Annotated in this window: 15 protein-coding genes; 11 read left to right on the top strand and 4 right to left on the bottom strand. The window is 64.0% G+C overall.

Annotation, left to right across the window (positions count from 1 at the left end):
• Positions 1-17: 17 nt before the first annotated feature.
• On the bottom strand, positions 18-1,430 hold the full coding sequence (locus IRI77_RS05370; RefSeq protein WP_194451048.1) for a sigma-54-dependent transcriptional regulator: 1,413 nt from the start codon (positions 1,428-1,430) through the stop codon (positions 18-20).
• Between the two features lie 477 nt (positions 1,431-1,907).
• Here IRI77_RS05370 and IRI77_RS05365 point away from each other — a divergent pair, with 477 nt between their 5' ends.
• A complete protein-coding gene (locus IRI77_RS05365; protein ID WP_194451047.1) occupies positions 1,908-2,420 on the top strand; it encodes a PilZ domain-containing protein in 513 nt (170 codons plus the stop codon).
• Here the strand turns inward: IRI77_RS05365 and IRI77_RS05360 are convergent.
• On the bottom strand, positions 2,417-4,414 hold the full coding sequence (locus tag IRI77_RS05360; protein ID WP_194451046.1) for a CocE/NonD family hydrolase: 1,998 nt from the start codon (positions 4,412-4,414) through the stop codon (positions 2,417-2,419). The genes IRI77_RS05365 and IRI77_RS05360 overlap by 4 nt on opposite strands.
• A gap of 133 nt (positions 4,415-4,547) precedes the next feature.
• Between IRI77_RS05360 and IRI77_RS05355 the strand changes: the two genes are divergently transcribed.
• From IRI77_RS05355 to IRI77_RS05320, 8 genes are all read left to right on the top strand, one after another.
• Positions 4,548-7,208, top strand: a complete 2,661-nt coding sequence (locus tag IRI77_RS05355; protein ID WP_194451045.1) for a glycoside hydrolase family 2 protein — start codon at positions 4,548-4,550, stop codon at positions 7,206-7,208.
• A gap of 117 nt (positions 7,209-7,325) precedes the next feature.
• Positions 7,326-8,669, top strand: a complete 1,344-nt coding sequence (locus IRI77_RS05350) for a glycosyltransferase family 2 protein (RefSeq protein ID WP_194451044.1) — start codon at positions 7,326-7,328, stop codon at positions 8,667-8,669.
• Positions 8,656-9,390, top strand: coding sequence for a polysaccharide deacetylase family protein (locus IRI77_RS05345; protein ID WP_194451043.1), 735 nt, complete (start codon positions 8,656-8,658; stop codon positions 9,388-9,390). Before IRI77_RS05350 ends, IRI77_RS05345 begins: the two co-directional genes overlap by 14 nt.
• Before the next feature lie 150 nt (positions 9,391-9,540).
• Positions 9,541-10,116 (top strand): BMC domain-containing protein, encoded by a 576-nt coding sequence (locus IRI77_RS38465; RefSeq protein ID WP_323745317.1) that lies wholly within the window; start codon positions 9,541-9,543, stop codon positions 10,114-10,116.
• Between the two features lie 21 nt (positions 10,117-10,137).
• On the top strand, positions 10,138-10,413 hold the full coding sequence (locus tag IRI77_RS05335; RefSeq protein WP_228486607.1) for a BMC domain-containing protein: 276 nt from the start codon (positions 10,138-10,140) through the stop codon (positions 10,411-10,413).
• Between the two features lie 23 nt (positions 10,414-10,436).
• The gene (locus tag IRI77_RS05330; protein WP_194451042.1) at positions 10,437-11,885 is read left to right on the top strand and encodes an aldehyde dehydrogenase; all 1,449 of its coding nucleotides are present in this window, start codon (positions 10,437-10,439) and stop codon (positions 11,883-11,885) included.
• Between the two features lie 28 nt (positions 11,886-11,913).
• A complete protein-coding gene (locus IRI77_RS05325; RefSeq protein ID WP_194451041.1) occupies positions 11,914-12,993 on the top strand; it encodes a class II aldolase/adducin family protein in 1,080 nt (359 codons plus the stop codon).
• A gap of 7 nt (positions 12,994-13,000) precedes the next feature.
• Positions 13,001-13,756, top strand: coding sequence for a DeoR/GlpR family DNA-binding transcription regulator (locus tag IRI77_RS05320; protein ID WP_194451040.1), 756 nt, complete (start codon positions 13,001-13,003; stop codon positions 13,754-13,756).
• Positions 13,757-13,764: 8 nt separating this feature from the next.
• Here IRI77_RS05320 and IRI77_RS05315 read toward each other — a convergent pair whose 3' ends face one another.
• Positions 13,765-16,419 carry a M1 family aminopeptidase gene (locus IRI77_RS05315; RefSeq protein ID WP_194451039.1) on the bottom strand — a complete coding sequence of 885 codons (2,655 nt, stop codon included), beginning with the start codon at positions 16,417-16,419 and terminating at the stop codon, positions 13,765-13,767.
• 172 nt (positions 16,420-16,591) lie between these two features.
• Between IRI77_RS05315 and gluQRS the strand changes: the two genes are divergently transcribed.
• Together gluQRS and IRI77_RS05305 are read left to right on the top strand one after the other, a co-directional pair.
• Positions 16,592-17,437, top strand: a complete 846-nt coding sequence (gene gluQRS, locus IRI77_RS05310) for a tRNA glutamyl-Q(34) synthetase GluQRS (protein WP_194451038.1) — start codon at positions 16,592-16,594, stop codon at positions 17,435-17,437.
• Entirely contained in the window at positions 17,434-18,348 is a 915-nt protein-coding gene (locus tag IRI77_RS05305; protein WP_194451037.1) for a pseudouridine-5'-phosphate glycosidase, read from the top strand. The genes gluQRS and IRI77_RS05305 overlap by 4 nt, the downstream gene beginning before the upstream one ends.
• A gap of 2 nt (positions 18,349-18,350) precedes the next feature.
• On the opposite strand, the gene IRI77_RS05300 is transcribed toward IRI77_RS05305, so the two are convergent.
• Positions 18,351-20,531 carry an alpha/beta hydrolase family protein gene (locus IRI77_RS05300; RefSeq protein ID WP_194451036.1) on the bottom strand — a complete coding sequence of 727 codons (2,181 nt, stop codon included), beginning with the start codon at positions 20,529-20,531 and terminating at the stop codon, positions 18,351-18,353.
• Positions 20,532-20,538 lie beyond the last annotated feature (7 nt).

Genomic DNA, 20,538 nt, shown 5'->3' with positions numbered 1-20,538 from the left:
GCAAAGTGAGAAAGACGTTAGCTGCGCACGGGCGTTTCGTGGCGCGCCAGCATGCGGTAAAGCGTGGCGCGGCCGATGCCGAGAAGCTCCGCCGCCCGCACCCGGTTCCCATCGCACAACTGTAGTACGTGGAGTGCGTGTTGATACTCCACTTCAGCCATGGTCATGGGGGTGGTTTTCTGTTCGGATTCGGCCGGTGTCAGCAGATAGTCCGGCAGATCGCCGATGTCGACAACCGAGTTCTGGGCCATCATGCAGGCGTAATTCAACGAGTTTTCCAACTCGCGAATATTGCCCGGCCAGAAATAGCGGTTGAGGACAATCTCGGCCCGGCGGCTCAGATTGAGTCCTGGTTTGCTGTACCGGGCGGCACAATCCATCAGGAAATGGCGGATCAGCAGCGGCAGGTCTTCCTGGCGTTCGCGCAACGGCGGAACCGGGAAGTGCACGGTGGACAGCCGGTAGAACAGATCCTCGCGGAAGGTGCCGTCGGCCACCTGCTTGCGCAGGTCCCGATTGGTGGCGGCCACAATCCGCAGCTCCACTTTGACCGCATTGTTGTCGCCAAGGGGGCGGACTTCGCGATTCTGCAGCAAGCGCAGCAGCTTGGCCTGCAGCAGCAGGGGCATCTCCCCGATCTCGTCCAGAAAGAGGGTGCCGTTGGCGGCGGCCAGGACAAGACCGGGCCGGTCGTCGGTGGCGCCCGTAAATGAGCCGCGCTTATGGCCGAATAACTCGCTTTCGAAGAGTGTATCGACAATCGAGGCGCAATTGCAGGTGACGAACGAACCCAATTCACCGCTCCAGGTGTGCAGTGCGCGGGCCACCAGTTCCTTACCTGAGCCGGTTTCGCCGCTCACCAGGGCGGTGGTGAAGTGCGGGGCTACGCGGCGCACCCGGGCGAGCAGATGGAGCATGGCGGGACTGCGCCCCACCACGCCGCCAAAGGTAAAGGAATCCAGCAGATCCAGCTCTGTTTGGACCTCACGGGTCTGCATCTCGCGTTGGGCCAGCCAATAGGTGAGCCGGTCGCTGAGGACGTTCGAAGCCAGCGGTTTATTCAGGTAGTCGACGGCTCCGGCGCGCATGGCATGGACGGCCGATTCCGTGGAATGGTTCGCCGTATGAATGATGATTTGAGTTTCAGGATTGAGCTCGTGAATCCGGCGAATGAGCTGGATTCCGTCAGATCCGGGTATCGCCAGGTCCAAAAGGACCAGATGGGGCCGGAATTTCTTCACGACCGCTATCGTATCCGCCGCGTCGCAAGCCCAGGAAACGGCCCAGGGTTGGTTGCGGACAGCGGCGTGAGTTGTTTCGAGCGCGAGTTGTTCCCGATCCGCGACTAGGAGGCGGGGCAGATCTCCAGCGCGCTGTTCGCATTGAGAACTGGCTGTTTGGGCCAGAGGTGTCTCTGCTGAGTAGCTCATAGGGATTCCGCCTGAATGCACGAAGTGCTGAAAGGACGAGCGAGGGTAAGTGACCGCATAGCAACGGGTTGAACGGGGACCCGCGGAAGCGGGACGACGCAACAGGGGGCCGGGGATTCAATGGGCCGGAGTGCCGATGGGAATGGGTTTGTTTCGTTTGCGCAAACGCGTTTGGTCGGGTTGGGCATGCCCCTGACTACCTCCTGTATTCCTATCGGCCTATTTAGCATAGTACTATACGTACCGACCCAATTGTACCGAGCAGGCACTCAGCGATTCCCCCTAACCCCTGGAAACGGAATCTACTTAGGGGAAATTCTGCCATGTATCATGTTGGGAAATTGATTCAAAATGGGGCACCACCCCCACGCGATGGCTCACTGATTCTAAATGACTTTTGCGTTGGTCCATGGAGTGCAACGTATTAAGCGCCGCTAATTCGGTCAATCAGCGGCATTCGTGGGAGGAAAGTGGGCAATGGAATCGCAGCAGCAGACGAAACCTGTCATAGGCGGGAGTACGGGCCAGGAATCTGAAACGTCGCAATCGCTACACCGGCCCGGCAACCCCATCTCCTTTGCCATCCGCCGCGCGGCGTTGGGTGGCAAAGACGCGCGCACGGAACCTCGATTTGCCGTCCGCGAAGAGAAGGCTGTTCTTTGGGTATTGCATCCCCGGCAGGCCCATGCCCGGGAAGGCAGGTTGTTGGACGTCTCCCACTCCGGGCTAGGGATTGTGTTGCCGGAAGAGATTCCGGCCGGTTCGTGGATCCGGGTCGAATTTGGTGACGTTGCGGTCTTTGGGGAGGTCCGCTACTGCCGGCAGCAGGCTGGCGGGGAGTTCCGGATGGGGGCGCTCACCGATTGGGTGATCGCCAAGGCTGACATTGCGCGCTGGGGCGCACTGCGCGGACCGGAGTCCGAGGCTCAGTTGTGTGACGCATTCCGCCAGATGAAGCGGGCGGCTGTCCGCTACGGGCCGCCAATTTAATGCCGGACGACGGTCAGGCTCACCTTGGCCGGGTATTGGGCTGAATGATGGACGCCGTTGTGCGCGATGACACCGTGCGCCTCGTCGTAGTTCTTGCCGCCGGTATTGAGATTGCGATCGAAACGCGGGAAGTTGCTGCTGGAGATTTCCAGCCGGATGCGGTGGCCGCGCTCGAAGTAGTTGCTGGTATTCATGGGCGAGAGGGTGACCTTGTAGACCTTCTCGCGTTCCATCCAGACGGGCGGGCGATCGAAACCTTCGCGGTAGCGCATGCGCTGGATGGTTTCGTCCAGGTTGTAGGCGGTGCCATCGGGATAGACGTCAATCAACTTGGCGGTGAAATCGGTGTCCTTGGCGTCGGAATCGACATACAGCGTAACTTCAATCGGCCCACTCACTTCCACGCCATCTTTCAACGGGTCTGAGGAGTAGACCAGGATATCGTGGCGGGCTTCCATACGGCGCTGATCCCACGCCCCGCCGGCCACGGCGTTGCCCGTGCAGCAGACATTGCCGCCATAGGACGGCACGGGATTGGCCGGATCATAGACGAAGCGGTCCGGCTTGTCCTGGGCGGGTGGCGCGGTGGCCAGATGGCCGTCACCGGCGGCGCTGTTGGCGGAGCCGCCGCTGGAGAGGTAGTATTCCACCGGTTGGGCACCGGCGGGCGGCCAGGTGTCGGAAGACTGCCATTTGTTGAGCCCCATGGTGTAGTAGCGAACCTTGGGCATCTTGGCAAGCACTCCGTTCTCCTCGCCTTTCAGGAAGTGATCGAACCAGCCGTAGGTGAGGTTGTTGTAGTCGAGGCGGGCGTCGCCGACGCTGCGTTCGCCGACGATGGTGTTCTCGGTGGCGCGTTTGTAGCCGCAATGCAGCGTGGGGGCGATGATGGCGTACTGCTGGTTGGCGATCTCCGGCCGGGCGGTTTTACGGACGTGGTTGTAGGCGGCCAGGTTCGGGCCGACCGACACGTCGTACCAGGACATGAACCAGAAGCCAGGGATATTGATGGGTTTGTCGTCGTGCCAGAGGCCGCCGCGATACCAGGCGGGATCGTTAGGTTCGCGCTTGATCATGGCGCCGCCAGTGGAGACTTCCATGCGATCGGCGAAGATGCCGTTGGGGCCGTCGACCGCCTTGATGATGTCCATTTCGGGCAGGTGGCGCAGGGCAACCGACCAGTCGACGAAAGGCAACTGCGCCGCGAGATCGAAAGACTTAGACGCCTTGATCAGGTCCTGCTGGGACATGTTGGCCGGGAACATGGGCCGGAGTTGGTTCTGCTCGCCGTACAGCCAGGCGATGAAGAGCATCTGGACGGCTCCGCCGCGATACCAGTTGCCCTGTTCGAAATAAGGGGCGACACGGCCGACTCCGGCGCCGAAGCCCTGAGGAATCATTGTGGTGAAGGCCGGATTGCCCAGGGCGGCGACGGCCAACTGCCACTCGGCCGTGGAGGAGCAGCCGATGGTGCCGACCTTGCCGTTCGACCAAGGCTGCTTCGAGATCCAGGAGATGGCATCCGTGCCGTCCGAGAGCGGCGCGCCGAGGATGTCGTACTGGCCTTCCGAGAAGAAATGTCCGCGCTCGTTCATGACCACGTAGGCGTAGCCGCGTTTCACGGCTTCCAGTTCGGTGGACATGTCGCGCGGGGCGCCGAGCTTCACGTCCCAGAAATTGAAGTTGTAGGGGGTGCGCACGAAGATGGTGGGGTACTTCTTTGAGGTATCCCTGGGGCGGTAGACATCGGTAGCCATGCGCTTGCCGTCGGACATGGGCACCATGAGCTTGCGGTCGATGACGGCGACGGAGGCCAACTCGGCTTCGACCTTGTTGCGGGCGGCGATGGTATCGGGATCCGGCGGCTCACGCTTCTGGGCCGAAGTCGTCGGCGGGGCGAGGGAGACGATGGCGGCCGCCGCGGCGAGAGAGGCGGCGAGAACGGCGAGGCGGAGCAGGCGGCTGGGTTTACGGCGGAGGTTCGATTGGTTCATGGCGGAAGCAGGTCTTTCCCCACAACATGATCCGCGGTGGCGGAGCATGAGCGAATCCCATCAGTGTAGCGTTTTCGAACTTCTACGGGCTGCGGCCGGGCCGCTATTATGGTGTGACATCCAGGTCTGGACCATGAAGCTTCTTTATCTGTTGGTAGCGGTATCCCTGGCGGCCACGGCCGCCGAAGGCCCTCGCGGTGCAACTTTGACATTGAAAGAGAATTGGGCGATTCAACCCACGTCGGCCGCGGCAAGTTCCGGCGCCGTGGTCTCGACGCCGGGATTCAGCGTGAAGGGGTGGTACAAAGCCACCATGCCCTCCACCGTGGTGAGCGCCCTGGCGCAGTTGGGCATCTACGCGGATCCTTACTACGGCATGAACCTGCGCCAGATCGCGGGCACGACGTATCCCATCGCCGGCAACTTCTCGAACCTGGCCATGCCGCCGGAGAGCCCGTTCCGGGGCTCGTGGTGGTTCCGGACCGAGTTCACCACGCCGGCCGAGTTCCGGGACAAGACGCTGTGGCTTCGTTTCGACGGAATCAACTACCGCGCCAATGTGTGGCTGAACGGGCGGCAGGTGGCGGACGCGGACAAGATGGCTGGAGCCTGGCGGCTGTTCGAGTTCAATGTCAGCGGGCTGGTCAAGGCAGGAGCGAAGAACGCGCTGGCAGTGGAGATCTTCCCGCCGCAACCGGACGACCTGGGCATCACGTTTGTCGATTGGAATCCGACGCCGGCGGACAAGGGCATGGGCTTGTGGCGCAACGTGCATCTGGACGCTACGGGTCCGGTTTCCATCCGGTTTCCGCAGGTCATTTCGCACCTGAACCTGCCGGAGAACACCAAGGCTGAGTTGACGGTGACGGCGGAGTTGCGGAACGGGTCGACCAAGCCGGTGAAAGGGACCCTGAAGGGACAGATTGAGGGCATCACGTTTGCGAAGGCCGTGCATTTGGGCGCGGGAGAAACCAAGGTCGTCAGCCTGGAGCCGGGCGAGTTCGCACAGCTCAGGCTCGATAACCCGAGGCTGTGGTGGCCGGTGCAGACGGGTCCGCAGAACCTGTATCCGCTGAAGCTGGAGTTTGAAACCGGCGGGTCGGTCTCTGACTCGAGTTCGCTTCGTTTCGGAATCCGGGAAGTCACCTCTCGGTTGAACGAGGAGAATCACCGCATCTTCCAGGTGAACGGGAAGAACATCCTGATTCGAGGCGCGGGCTATTCGTTCGATATGCTGCTCCGGAGTTCACCGGAGCGCCAGCGCGCCGATCTCGAGTATGTCCGCGACATGAACCTGAACACGGTGCGCATGGAAGGCAAGATCGAGGACGACCATTTCCTGGAGATGTGCGACGAGATGGGGATCCTGGTGATGGCCGGCTGGTGCTGCTGCGACCACTGGGAGAAGTGGGAGAACTGGAAGGAAGAAGATCACTCGATTGCCGGCGCGTCGTTGAGGGACCAGATCCGGCGGCTGCGGAGCCATCCGGCGGTGTTCACCTGGCTGAACGGCAGCGATGGGCCGCCGGTGCCCGCAGTGGAGAAGATGTACGTCCAGATCCTGAAAGAGTTGAACTGGCCGAATCCGTTCCAGTCGTCGGCCACTTCGAAGCCCACCGAGGTGACCGGGCAGACCGGCATCAAGATGACGGGACCGTACGAATACATCGCGCCCAGCTACTGGCTGCTGGACAAGGACCGCGGCGGGGCTCACGGGTTCAATACAGAGACGAGCCCGGGACCGGCGGTGCCGCCGGTGGACAGCCTGCGGGCGATGCTGCCCGAGGACAAGCTGTGGCCCATCAACGAGGTTTGGGACTTCCATTCCGGCGGCTCTGTGTTCAAGGACGTAAAGGTGTTTACGGAAGCGCTGAACGCCCGCTACGGACCATCGGCGGGTGTCGAGGAGTACTCCCGAAAGGCCCAGGTGATGGCCTACGAGGGACACCGGGCGATGTTCGAAGCCTTCGGGCGCAATAAGTACAAATCGACGGGAGTCATCCAGTGGATGCTGAACAACGCCTGGCCGTCGATGATCTGGCACTTGTATGACTGGTATCTGCGGCCGGGCGGCAGTTACTTCGGGGCCAAGAAGGGCTGTGAACCGTTGCACATCCAGTACAGTTACGACGATGGCTCGATTGTTGTCGTCAATTCGCTGTATCAGGGGTTTGCGGGGCTGAAGGCAAAGGCCTGGGTCTACAACCTGGATATGACGGAGAAGTGGTCAAAGGTGGCGGTGGTGGACGCGGGGGCGGACAGGTCCACGCGGGTACTGACGCTGCCTGCCCTGGAGGGGCTGTCCACAACCTACTTTGTGCGGCTGGCGCTGGAGGATGCCTCGGGCAAGACGGTCAGCACGAATTTCTATTGGCTGTCGACCAAGCCGGAAGTGCTGGATTGGGCGAAGTCCACCTGGTATGTGACGCCTACCAAGGAATTCGCGGATCTGAAGGGACTGAATAGCCTGCCGCCGGTGAAAGTGAACTTTTCTTTCCGCAATGAAAAGGACGGCGAGCGGGGTTGGACGCGGGTGACGCTGGAGAATCCGTCCCGGAGCCTGGCGTTTTCCGTGCACCTGAAGGTGAACACGAGTGAGTTGGATCCGGACAATCCCACCGATCCGGCGCATGAAGTGGAGATCCTGCCGGTGCTGTGGGAGGACAACTACTTCGTGCTGATGCCGGGGGAGAAGCGGACGGTTTCGGCGTCCTACCGGCTGACGGAAGTGAAGCACGGGCAGCCCGTGGTGGCAGTGGACGGGTGGAACGTAGAGGGCAACGCGGTGAACTGAATCGCGCCCGGACGCTGACGCCGGCCGCTTCTCAAACATTTCGGTTCCTTCATCCAGGCTGCAATTGCGGCGATAATCCAGCCGGAGTGTGTGAAGATAGTTCATTCGGTCTCCCAGATGAGCGCAATTGCTCCCAAGCTGACGGTCATCATCCCGGTTTACAACGGCAGCGCTGTCCTCACACAGGCATTGACGGCGCTCACCGCGTCGCGGGTGAAGCCGTACGAATTGCTGGTGGTGGATGACGGTTCCACCGACGATTCGGCCGCCGTGGCGGAACGGTACTGGGCGCGGGTTCTCCACACCGAGAAACAGTCCGGTCCCGCGCATGCCCGGAATCTCGGGGCTCAAAGCGCCACGGGCGATGTGCTCTTCTTTCTCGACGCGGATGTCTGCGTGCATCCCAATACGATGGAGTTGGTGTCGGACGCCTTTGCCGATGCGGGGTTGGATGCCCTGATCGGATCGTATGATGACGACCCCGCCGAGCCGGACTTCCTGTCGCAGTACAAGAATCTCATGCACTGCTTTGTGCACCACACCTCGCGGAGCGAGGCCTGCACGTTCTGGAGCGGTTGCGGCGCGATCCGGCGAGAAGTGTTCTTCGCTTATAGCGGTTTCAACGAAAGCTATGACCGGCCCGCGATTGAAGACATCGAACTGGGCTACCGGCTGACCGAAGCAGGGCGGCGCATCGTGCTGGACCGCAATGTGCAAGTGAAGCACCTGAAACGCTGGAGTTTCTGGAATCTGCTGAAGACCGATATCTTCGACCGCGGCATCCCGTGGACGGAACTGATCCTGCGCGACAAGCACATGCCCAACGACCTCAACATCCAGTTGAGCCAGCGAGTGAGCGTGGCGCTGGTGTATGTCCTGACGCTGTTCGGCATGGCGTGCTCCATCTACTGGCGGGGCTACTTCCTGACGCCGCTATTCGCCTTTGTCTTTTTCCTGCTGGGCCGCTACTGGCTGGATGGCGCGGCGAAACGGTCGAAGGCCGTATTGCTGACGATGTTCGGGACGGGCCTGCTGATTGTGGGGCTGGCCTGGTGGCACCGCATGATGGGGATCATCCCATTGGTGGTGCTGACGTTCCCCGCCCTGCTGTTGCGCCACCGCTACGAATTGAAGCACGGAACCCGCGGGCTGATGTTGAAGATCGTCACGGTGCTGTACTTCGTGCTGGCGCTGGCGGTGATCGGCAAGTACCTGCCCCACCACCCTCTGGCGCTGCCCGCGGCCTTGATTCTGCTGCTGGTGCTGGTGCTGAATTCGCAGTTCTACATTTTCCTGGCGGAAAAGCGCGGCCGGTGGTTCACGCTGGCGGCGATTCCATTCCATCTGCTGTACCACTTCTATAACGGCCTGTCGTTCGCAATGGGGCTCGTGCGGCATACGTGGCGGCACGCGTTCCAGCGATCCACGGTGCAGGCCACTTCCGACCATGGCCAGCGCTGATTCGTTCATCCTGACTTATCACTCCCTGGACGAATCCGGGTCAGTCATTTCCGTCACACCCCAGTTGTTCCGGCGCCAGATGGCCGCCCTGAACGCGAGCGGCCGGAAGGTGGTGCCGCTGGAACTGATCGCGGCCACGTCGAATGCGGCGGCCATCACTTTCGACGATGGCTATGTGAACTTCTTTGAGCACGCCCTGCCGGTGCTGGACGATTTCGGATTCCCGTCCACCGTGTTTGCCGTGACGCGACTGTGCGGGCAGCAATCGGCGTGGGCGGGGTCGGGTCCTGGTCGGCCGCTAATGGATTGGAATCAGTTGCGGCAGTTGTGGAGCCACCGCGTGAGTGTCGGCGCGCATACAGCGACGCATGCTGACCTGCGGAACCTCACTGCGGCCAGCGTGGCGGAAGAACTGGACGAGAGCCGCTGCGAGATCGAGCAGCGGACCGGCCGGAAAGTGCGGACGTTCGCCTATCCCTATGGCGCCGCCGATGCCCAGGCCAGGCGGATGGCGGGTGAGCGGTTTGACTGGTGCTGCAGCGTGGAGCTGGATTTTGTACGCAGCGGCGCCGATCCGGCGTTCCTGCCGCGGCTGGACATGTACTACTTCCAGGCGGCGGAGCATTTTGCCGGTTTGATCGCGGGCGAGGCGCAGCAGTATGTGGCCATGAGGCGGTCTTTGCGGCGGATTCGAGCGATGATTCCTTTTGCTCGCTTCTGATTGACTTTGAAAAGGAAAGGTCGATAGGATAAGCGCAGACTCGTGCGCGAGCTCCATGGCAGCGGGAGTGTCCGGCAGCACCGGTCGAGGATTTGATTTCGGGAAGACGGACGGCGGCCCCGGTGCCGGCCGTACAGGAGAAAAGGACTGATGAGACAAGCGTTGGGCATGATCGAGACCAAAGGCCTGGTCGCCCTGTTTGAGGCTTCGGACGCCATGTTGAAGGCGGCGAACGTGACGTTCGTCGGCTGGGAAACGGTGGGCAGCGGCCTGGTGACGGCGTTTGTGGAAGGTGATGTGGCGGCGGTAAAGGCGGCCACGGATGTGGGCGCGGCAGCGGCGCGCCGCGTCGGCGAACTCTCTTGTGTGCAAGTCATCCCCCGTCCGCACGACGGTCTGGATCTGTTCCTGCAGCAGGCGGCCCGCAAGGGCAACGGCGCGGCGGCGGAACCGGACAGCCAACTGGCGGTGGGCCTGATTGAGACGCGCGGCCTGGTGGGCCTGATTGAAGCCTCCGACGCGATGTGCAAAGCGGCCAGCGTGCAGTTGATCCGCAGCATCGAGATTGGCGGCGGCTTCGTCACGTCGGTGGTGCGCGGCGATGTGGGCAGTGTACGGGCGGCGGTGGATGCCGGCGCGCATGCGGCCCGGCGCGTAGGCGAACTGGTTGCCTCGCACGTGATTCCGCGGCCGCATGACGGCCTGGTGGAAGGGATTCTGCGCTAGTCGCCGGACAAGGAAACTCACATGGAAATCACAGCAGCGATTGGAATGATCGAGACCAAGGGTCTGGTGCCCCTGGTGTACGCCACGGACGCGATGCTGAAGGCGGCGACCGTTGAATTCAAGGGTTGGAAGAAAGTGGGCAGCGGCCTGTGCACGGCGTTTGTGACGGGCGACGTCGCGTCGGTGAAAGCGGCCGTGGAAGCGGGCGCGGCGGCGGCACGGCCGGTGGGCGAAGTGGTCAGCGTCCACGTGATTGCGCGGCCCCACAGTGATGTAAAGAACGTCCTGCCGAAGTAGGCAGCGGGGCAGGCTAAGACATCATGACCATGAATCGGGATCAACTGGTTGCCGAGATCGCCGAGCAGGTATTGCTCCGCTTGCAGCAACAGGCAAAGCCCGCGGCTGCACAGGTTTCGCCCAAGGCGGTCGCTGCGCTGGGCGACGGTGTATTGCCTTCAGTGGACGCCGCCGTGAAGGCCGCGGCTGAGGCGCAGGTAAAGGTCGCGGCGCTGGGCTTGGAACAACGCGGGCAGATCATCACCATCATCCGGCGGCTGTGCGAACAGAATAAGCAGGAGTGGGCCCGGCTGGAGTTGGAAGAGACGGGCCTGGGCCGGCTGGACCACAAGATTGCGAAGCTCGAGAACGTCAAGTACGTGCTGGGCGTGGAAGCGATGACCAGCCAGTCGCGGAGCGATGCTTCGGGGCTGTGCATCATTGAGCGCGCTCCGTGGGGCGTGATCGGGATGGTGCTGCCGGCGACGCACTCCGTGCCGACCATGGCCAGCAACGCGATCAACATCATCGCGGCGGGCAACACGGCGGTCTTCAGCCCGCATCCGGCCGCGGCCAAGGTGGCGGCACGGGCGCTGCAGGTGTTCAACCGCGAGATCGAGAAGGCCACAGGCATCACGAATGCCCTGGTGACGATGCAGGATCCGAGCATCCGCGCGGCGGAAGAGATGTTCCATCATCCGGGCATCGCGCTGTTGTGCGTGACGGGCGGTCCGGCGGTGGTGCGCGCGGCGGGCAAGTCCGGCAAGCGCGTGATTGCAGCGGGTCCCGGGAATCCTCCCGTGGTGGTGGACGAGACCGCGCAGTTGGATGAAGCGGCGAAGGCGATCATCGCGGGCGCTTCGTTCGACAACAACCTGCTGTGCATCGGCGAGAAGGAAGTCTTCGTCGTGGCGCAGGTGTGGGATGCGTTCATTGCCGCCATGAAGCGCGCAGGCGCGGTGGAACTCGACTTTGCGGCGGTGGAGCGGCTGACCGAAGCGGCTTTCCGCTGGGATGGCGAAGGCAAGGGCTGCGGCCATGCGCATGTGCGCAAGGAACTGATCGGCAAGGACGTGGCCGTGCTGGCGGCGGCGGCCGGCGTGAAGGTGCCGGCGGGCACTCCGCTGTTGTTCGGTGAAACGAACGAGGATCACGCCTTCGTGCAGGAAGAGCAGATGATGCCGTTCCTGCCGCTGGTGAAGGTGAAAGACGTGAATGCGGGCATCGCCGCCTCGGTGAAGGCCGAGCACGGCTACCGGCACACGGCGCTGATCCACTCGCGCAACATCGAGAACGTGACGAAGATGGCCAGGGCCATGAACACCACGCTGTTTGTGCACAACGCCCCGTGTACGGCGGCGCTGGGTACGGATGGCGCCGGCTATCTCAGCTTCAGCATTGCGACGCCCACGGGCGAGGGCGTGACGACACCGCTGACATTTACCCGGGAGCGCCAACTGACGATTGGCGGCGGGGCGTTGCGGGTCATCTAGCGGGACATATGGAATTCGAGGTAAGAGCATGAAGAGTGCGGATCTGAAGGACCTGAAGGTGATCTGCGCCGAGGACGTGGAAGCAGCGGTGCGCAGCGGCGCGAAAGAGCTGCTGGTCCGCGAGAACGCCGTGTTTACGCCGGCCGCCCAGGATCTGGTGGCTTCGAATCAGTTGAAGCTGAACAGCGGCTCCAGTCCGGCTGCCGCGGCATCTGCTCCGGCAGCGGGTGCGAATGTGGTGGGCGCGGGCACGCAGTGGGAGAAGCTGTTCTACTCGCCCGAAGCGGAAGCGATCAAGGCTGAAATCGTGCATGCCGGACACAAGCTGTGGCACCGGCAGTATGTGGACGGCAACGGCGGCAACATCAGCTACCGGATTGGCGAGGACGCGGTGATCTGCACGCCTACGCTGATCAGCAAGGGCGACCTGACTCCGGCGGACCTGTGCATTGTGGACCTGAAGGGTACGCAGTTGTATGGCGCCCGTCCGCGCACCAGCGAGATCCTGCTGCACCTGGAGATCTACAAGGCCGTGCCGGCCGCCAAGGGTGTGGTGCACTGCCATCCGCCGCATGCGACCGCGTATGCGATTACGGGCCGCGTGCCTCCGAACTGTGTGATCCCTGAATACGAAGTGTTCGTGGGCAGCATTGCGGTGTCGCCGTACGAGACTCCGGGTACGCAGAAGTTCGCCGAGACCGTGATTCCCTATGTGCGGACGCACAATACCGTGCTTCTGGGCAATCACGGCATCGTGTGCTGGGCCGATACGGTGACGCATGCCGAGTGGTATGCCGAGGTGGTGGAGACCTACTGCCACACGTTGCTGATCGCGAGCCAGTTGGGCGCGCCGATCTCGCAGATTCCGGGCGCGAAGGCGACCGACCTGCTGGCGATCAAGCAGAAGCTGGGGATCCCCGATGCCCGCTTTGGCCTGGACGAATGCCAGGTGTGCGACGTGATGAGTCCGGAAACGCCCATTTCCCTGCCTCCGCGCCCCGGCGCGGGTGGACTGAAACCAGCAGCCGCACAGACCGACGACATGGAGTCGCTGGTGCAGAGCGTAGCCGATGCGGTGCTCGCCGCACTGAACAAGAAGACCAGCTGATCTCCCAATGAAAGCGGCTGGGCGCCTGCTGAAAATCCGGGAGATCCTTGAATCTCAGGAGTTCGTCGATCTCGAGACGCTGTGCAGCCTGCTCAACGCCTCGGAATCGACGGTGCGGCGGGATCTCAGCCTGCTGGAAAAAGACAGCGTCCTGAAGCGGGTGCACGGCGGCGCGCTGGCGCTGCAGACGCACGACCAACTACTCGACTACACGTGGCAAAGCGGCCGCATGGCCGAAGAGAAGCGCCGCATTGCGCGCGTCACGGCAGGCCTGGTGGAAGACGGGCAGACCATCCTGCTGGACGGCGGGTCGACGGCGGCAGCCGTGGCGCGGGAGCTCGTCTCGCGCTCGCTGCACGTGCTGACGAATTCACTGGCGATTGCCGAGGTGTTTGAACAGTCGCGGCAGATCGAGCTGACGCTCACAGGCGGGTATCTGTACCCCAGGTTGCGTGTGATGCTGGGCCAGTTGTGCGAGCAGATGCTGGCCAGCGTGAGCGCGGATGTCCTGATCATGGGCATCGGCGGCGTCACCGAGGCCGGATTCAGCAACAACAACACCCTGCTGGTGGGATCGGAGCGCAAGATGATCGAAGCCTCAAGGCGCGTCATCCTGGTGGCCGATCATACCAAGTTCGGCCGGGCGGCGATGGTGCCGCTGGCTCCGCTGGATGTGGCCGACATCGTGATCTCCGATACGGAGCTCAGCCTGGAGCACCGGCAGATGCTGGAAGCCCAGGGCGTGCGGGTTCTGCTCGCCTAAGCAGCCCGTTACTTCGCGGGCGTCTCTTTCTTCGATTCCAGCGCACCCAGGCGCTTTGTGACATCCGCCAGACGCTCTTTCAACTGCGCATTCTCCTTCTCCATACTGGCCAGGCGGTCGACCACGCCCGCGGGCAACACGCGCGGATCGGGGGCAGTGCGCAAGCTGCGGAGCGCGCCTTCCAGGGCTTCCTTCTCCAGCACAGTACGCGGGCTGCCGGCCGCGGTGGTGAGCTGCCCCAGGGCTCGTGCATCACCCAGGCGGCCGAGGGCACGGGCGGCCGAGGGACGGACAGCGTAGTCGGGATCGTCGAGCCACCCGCAGAGCGCGATGAACGTGCGCTCGCGGAGCTTCTCATCGCGGCCCAACACGCCCAGGGCCGTGATGGCGCGGCTGCGGATGTTGGGATCGCCCGGCTTGGTAGCCAGGTCTGAGAGAGTGTCGTAGGCGGAGATGGCGTCCGCCTGTTCCAGCGACTGGATGGCGGCGACGCGGACCATGGGCCGGGGCGAGGACTTCGCCGTGTTCACCAGCAGCGCCAGGCTAGCCTTCTGGAGTTCAGGGGAGGCCTTCATGCGGCCCAACTGGCGGGCGGCCATCGCCTGGAGCTTGTCGACCGGGCTGGCCGCGGCGTAGCGGAGGAGAACCTGGTGGGCGGGCGTGTTGAAGGGATAGGCCGATAGCGCGGCCAGGACGGCGCTGAGCACTCTCGGATCGGCGATGCCGGAGTTCTCCGCATCGAGGAGAGCCTGCGCGGCCTCGGGCATCTGGAGGCGGCCCAGGGCCGTCGCCGCGACCTGGCGGACCGGCCAGAGGGCGGTCGGTGAGAGCAGCAGGCGGGAAAGGGCGGCGGTGGAGGAACTGGCCGTCTGGGTGCCGAGCGCCTCGGCTGCGCGGATCTGGGCCAGGGGCGTGGGTCCGCTGGTGGCGAGCCATTCGAGCATGGCGCGCGGGGTTTCCACCGTGAGAGTGGAGAGCAGCTTGCCGTGGGCGTCGATGGCGAAGGCCTCGGGGGCGGAGTCGAAGGAGAACGGGTAGTCCTGCGTAGCGCGGTCCAGTTCCACAGTGCGCCACTCGTCCTTGCCGGCGACGCGGAAGTACAACTCGATGGGGAGGTTGAAGACGGGACTGTCAGCGGCAATTCGTTGTGTCTGCTGCAGGGTGAGAGTGGCGGACTTCTTCACGGGATCCCAGCGGTAGGCGGCCTTGAGGCGCGGGATACCCTTGCCGTAGACCCATTGATCGAAGAAGCGCTCGAGGTCGCGGCCCGATTCCTTTTCCAACGCGCGGCGCAGATCCGCCGTTTCCACGCTGCCCCAGCGATGATCGTTCAAGTAGTTTTTGACCGCGCCCCAGAAGACCTTGTCGCCGAGCTGGCTGCGCAGCATGTGGACGATCCAGGCACCCTTCCAATAGATCTTGCCGCCATCGTACTGGAAAACCTCCATGGGTTGGTTGAACTGCCGCCAGACCATGGGACGTCCGGTTTCGCTGGAGTCGGTGAAGGAGAGGCCCTGGGCGGCTCCGCGCATGAGAGAGAGAAAGACGGCCTCATTGTCGGCGTGGCCGGCCCATTGCATGTGGAGGTAGGTTCCGAAGCCCTCGTTCAGCCAGCCCTGGGAGGCGTTGCGGTAACTGGCGATGCCGCCGAACCAGCTATGGGCGAGCATGTGGGCAACGAGGTTGGTCTCGATGGTGTAACCGGGCCAGCCGGGCTCCAGCGGCTCCAGGCCATCGTCGTTGGGTCCGGTGCTGAACATGGCCGGATCGATCATGGAGAAGCCGGCGTGTTCCATGCCGCGGTGATGATGGTCGGTGACGGCGGCGTGGGCGAAGGAGTCGTAAGGATACTCGACGCCCGTGAGCTCGGAGTAGAAGTCGAGGATCTGGTTCACGCGGCGGAAGGTGTAACGGCCCGCGGCCTCTTTGCCGGCGGGGACGAAGGCGAGGACCGGGCGCCCGCGCCAGGTGTTCTCGAGCTTGACGTAGCGGCCGACGGCGAAGCCGAGCATGTGCGGGTCCGTGGGCTGGTCGCTTTTCCAGTGCCATGTGACGTCGTCGCCGGCCGGAGTGGAACCTACCAGTTTGCCGACGGAAACGGCGGAGAAGCCCTTGGGCACGGTGATGAGCAGGTCGGAGGTCCAGCGCTCGTTCGGCCAGTCGTGGGCGGGCAGCCAGTGGCGGGCGTCCATGCCTTCGCCCATGGTGTAGACGACGGTCTGTTTCTGGGGGTCGTTGGCGTTGGGGAGGATGAAGTGGAGACCGCGATCGGGGCGCTCGACGCGGAAGTGCACGGTGACATCGACGTTGCGGCCGGGCTCGACCGGGGCGGCGAAGGGGATTTCGAGGGACTTGTCGTCGTAGCTGAACGTGACGGTCTCGCCGTTGACCTGGGTGTCGAGGATCCGCATGTCCACCGCATCGAGACGCAGGGAGCGGACCGGTTGGGCGATCGGCGTAAGGGTGAAGGTGACGCGGCCTTCGGCGACTCGTTCAGCGATTTCCTTGGCGGTGAAGCGGTATTCGAGCTTCATGTGGAGGAAGTCGACGGGACGGTCGGCGCTGTAGTTTCCGGCCGGGGGTGTCGCCTCCTGTTGGGCGGTGGCAACGGGCAGCGTGCCCAGCAGGCAGACGGCGGCAAGACAGGCGGAGCGGACTTTCATGACGGACCCTTCCCTTCAACGCACGGGTGGAGGGTGCACGGGTTGGACGGCCTGAAAGCACCCACTTCCGACGAGTTTACAGCATGCGGCGGGGGCATTCCCACGAGCTTCGCGCGGCTGCGGGGCGGGCTTTGGGACAATGTGGGGAGCGGCCGGAACGGGGCCGCCCTGCATGCCGTATCGAGGACGATTCGCACCTTCGCCGACGGGTCCGCTGCACCAGGGATCGCTGGTAGCGGCCGTGGCCAGCTATGTCGACGCGCGCCGGGCAGGCGGCGCGTGGCTGGTGCGGATGGAGGACGTGGATGAGCCGCGCAGCGTGCCCGGCGCGGCGGACGAGATCCTGCGCACGCTGGAGGCGTTCGGGCTGACCTGGGACGGGCCGGTGGTGTACCAGAGCCAGCGGAAAGAGCTGTACCGCGCCGCGCTGGAGCGATTGCGGACAGCCGGGCAGGTCTTCCCTTGCGGATGTACGCGGAAGGAGATCGCGGACTCGGCCATCACGGTTGCGGCCAGTGGCGAGAAGCCGTATCCGGGGACGTGCCGGAACGGGCTGCCAGAAGGGCGCGCGGCGCGGGCGTGGCGGGTGCGGGTGCCGGATGAGGCGGTCAGGTTTACCGACCGGGCAATGGGTCCGCAGGAACAGAATCTGCTGGCGGAGGTGGGGGACTTCGTCCTGCGGCGGGCCGATGGGTTCTTCGCCTATCAACTCGCCGTGGTGGTGGATGACGCGGACCAGGGGATTACGGATGTCGTGCGCGGGGAGGACCTGCTGGCCTCCACTCCTCGGCAGATCTACCTGCAGAGGCGGCTGGGACATCCGGAGCCGCGCTACCTGCACGTTCCGGTGGTTCGCAACGCCGCCGGGGAGAAGCTGAGTAAACAGACCGGGGCCGCCCCTGTGGATTCGACACGGCCCGGGCCCGCCATCGAGGAGGCTCTGCGGTTCCTGGGGCTGGATCCGCCGGAAGGCTTGTCGCACGCGGAACTGTTGAAATGGGCCATCCTGAGGGGATGAAGTCCGATCAACTGTGGATTGCGCCGCGCGTGCGGGGGGCGAAGCTGCCCGTGGTGGCGCTGGAGTCCACGATCATCGCGCATGGCATGCCGTATCCCGTGAATGTGGAGACGGCGCTGGAGGTGGAGTCGATTGTCGCGGCGCAAGGCGCGACTCCGGCGACGCTGGGGATCCTGGATGGCCGCATCATCGTGGGCTTGAGCGAGGCGGAGATCCGGCGGATGGGTTCGGAGCCGGGCGTGTTGAAAGCGTGCGAGCGGGATATCCCGCTGGCGGTGGCGCAGGGTCGAAATGCGGCGGTCACGGCCGGTGCGAGTATCGCCATCGCGGCGGCGGCGGGGATCCGGGTTTTCGTGACGGGCGGAATCGGGGCAGTGGGTCCGCATGCTTCCAGGGACTTCGATATCTCAGCGGATCTGCCTGCGATCGCCGGCTACCCGGTGATCACGGTGTGCGCCGGCGCCAAGGCGTTCATGGATATCGGCGCGACCTTGGAATGGCTGGAGACGCAGCGCGTACCGGTGGCGACCTGGGGCAGTGACCAGTTTCCGCTGTTCTACTCGAGACGCAGTGGGTTCAGCAGCGGCTGGCGAGTGGATGACGCGGAAGAGGTGGCAAGCGTCTTTGCAGCCAAGCGCAGGTTGGGGCTGGACGGCGGACTGCTGGTGGCTGTGCCGTTGCCGGAGGAGCAGGCCCTGCCGGAAGAAGTGACCCGGGCTGCCATTCACGGAGCGCTGGAGCAGGCGGAGGCCGCGGGGATCAGGGGCAAGGCGCTGACCCCGTTCCTGCTCTCCAAGATCAAAGAACTCACAGGCGGGCGGAGCCTGGAAAGCAACATCGCGCTGATCAAGAACAACGCCCGGGTGGGGGCGCGGATCGCAGCGGCTCTTGGCTCGATGGACTTGCCGTAGAGCTATTTCTGTGCCTGGGCCGCCAGCCAGTCGGCCGTGGCCGTGATGCTGGCGGGCGTGTCACGGTGAAAGTCTTCCGGGGTCAGAAGCTTCACATTCGAGCGGCCGGCCACTCCGCGGCGCACCTGATCGACCGGCGCGTAGTGGTCGAGAGTGCCGCTGATCAGGAAGACCGGGCGCGAGCCGAGGCGCGACAGCACGTCGCTCTCGTCGGCGGGCAACTGCGCTTCTTTGCCGAGGTAGAAGCCCATGCGCGGCATCAGGCCGTGCAAGTGGGAGAAGTGGCGGATCCCCTCTGAGCCGTCGTCCGGCGTGGAGAGCTTCAAGGGTTGGAAGCCGCCCACCATGGCAATGCCGGTGACGGCGGGCTCCTGTGCGGCGGTCCACAAGGCGACCCGGGCGCCCAGGGAGAATCCGGCCAGATAAACTTTGCCGGGATCGATCACATCCAGGCTGCGCATGGCGGCGACGGCGGCGCGCGTATCGGCCACCATCTTGCCGAGCAGCGACCAGTGCGGGTAGCGTCGGTAGAAGTCGAGCTGCTGGTGAATGCGGGTACCGAAGCCGATCTGGTCGAACGCCAGGACGGCGAAGCCACGCTTCACGAACTCCTCTATGGGGCGGCGGCCCTGCCGGGAGTAGCCAGTGGAGTGGCTGTAGGGGTGCAGCCAGATGACGACGGGTACGCGCTGGCCCTGGGCCACGCGGGAGGCAGGCAGGTAGAGATCCGCCTTGAGATCATCGCCAAACGCGATGGGCGCATATTTGGCTCCGGCGATCTGGAGGGGGCGGTGGTAGAGGTCAGCGAGCCAGCCGTCGCTGGAGAACGCCGAAGCCTTGACTGCGCTGGCGGCCGGGTAAGTGAGGCCGGCGGGCTCGTCGCCGAGAAGGTAGCGGAGGGGATCCGGACCGGGTTTGGCCGCGGTTTCCCCGCTGAGCCGCTTCCAGGTATCGAAATCGTAGCCGAGCACCCACGTCTCCGGCGGCTTGCCATTGGTGCGGCCGAAGGCGAGGTCGAAGAAGTCGACGTACTTCTCGATGTCTTCCGCGGTGGTGGGGTGCTCGCCCGCGCGTAGGGAGAGGCCGACCTTGCCGGGCGTTCCGAACCAATCGTACACGCGCTTGACGCTGCGGTAGGCCTGTTCAAACCCAAACGGAGCGCCCTGCCCTTCCGAATAGGCGGACGCCAGCAGCAGGCCTCGGGGAGCCACCATCGCCATCAGCAGATTCTGGTCGATGGGCAGCTGATCCTCGCGGCCCGAGAAGAAGCGCAGGCGCGGGTGGAACCAGTGCGGGAAGTTGGTGGTGATGCCGTCCAGGCTCTCGTTGTAGAACGCGTCGGTAGTGAAGCGCCACGGATTCCCTTCCCCGGTGTTGCCGCTGGAGAGCGCAATGGCGCCGATGCGTTCGTCGAGAGCCGCGGCCAGCAGCGCCTGCTTGCCGTTGCGCGAATGCCCGCTGATGGCGATGCGGGCCTTGTCGACCTCCGGCACGGTCTGCAGGAAATCGACGGCGCGCATGCCGGCCCAGGCCCAGCGGGCGAGGCAGGAGAAGTCGTAGTCGGGATAAGCCTCGATAAACGTCTCGCTGTCGTCCTCAAAGCCATAGACCGGGTCCATCGCCTGGTAGATGGCTCCGATGTAGCCGCGGCGCACCGCTGTGTTCACCCAAGCGCGGGTGCGCGGATGATTCGTCAGGAAGACAGGGAACGGCCCCTTGCCGGGCGGAAGGATGAGCTGCACGTGGAGCCGGGCCTTGTGCTCCGGACCAAACTCCAGCAGGACTTCGCGGATGGTCAGCGCGCCGTCCTTGGACTCGCGCTGAACTGTGACCTTCAGGTTGGAGGGCTTGGGTGGGATGCGGCCAAAGACCCACTGCTCGTAGAGGGCCCGGACGTGCTCGCGCTGGGCAGCCCACTCCGCCCGGGTGTGGATCGCGGCTCCCGTCTTGACGTCAACAAGCGGATCCGGCAGGAACGGCCGCCTGGGCAGTTTCGAGAAGTCGGGTGGCAATTCGCCGGTGCGGCGCTGCCACTCTTCCCAGCTCTTGTCCCTGGCATTGATGCGGCCGGTGATCTTGGTATTGGACGCGGGCAGCAGACGCAGCAGGGTGTCGAGATCCTGTTGCGGCTGGGCGGAGGCCGTGGCCAGAGAGCCGATGAGCGCGAGCAGCGTGTACCGCATGGATGGC

The organism is Paludibaculum fermentans (assembly GCF_015277775.1).
Taxonomy (GTDB): Bacteria; Acidobacteriota; Terriglobia; order Bryobacterales; family Bryobacteraceae; genus Paludibaculum; species Paludibaculum fermentans.
Note: the sequence above shows the minus strand (reverse complement) of the source record. Positions and strands in the feature narration are given on the sequence as shown.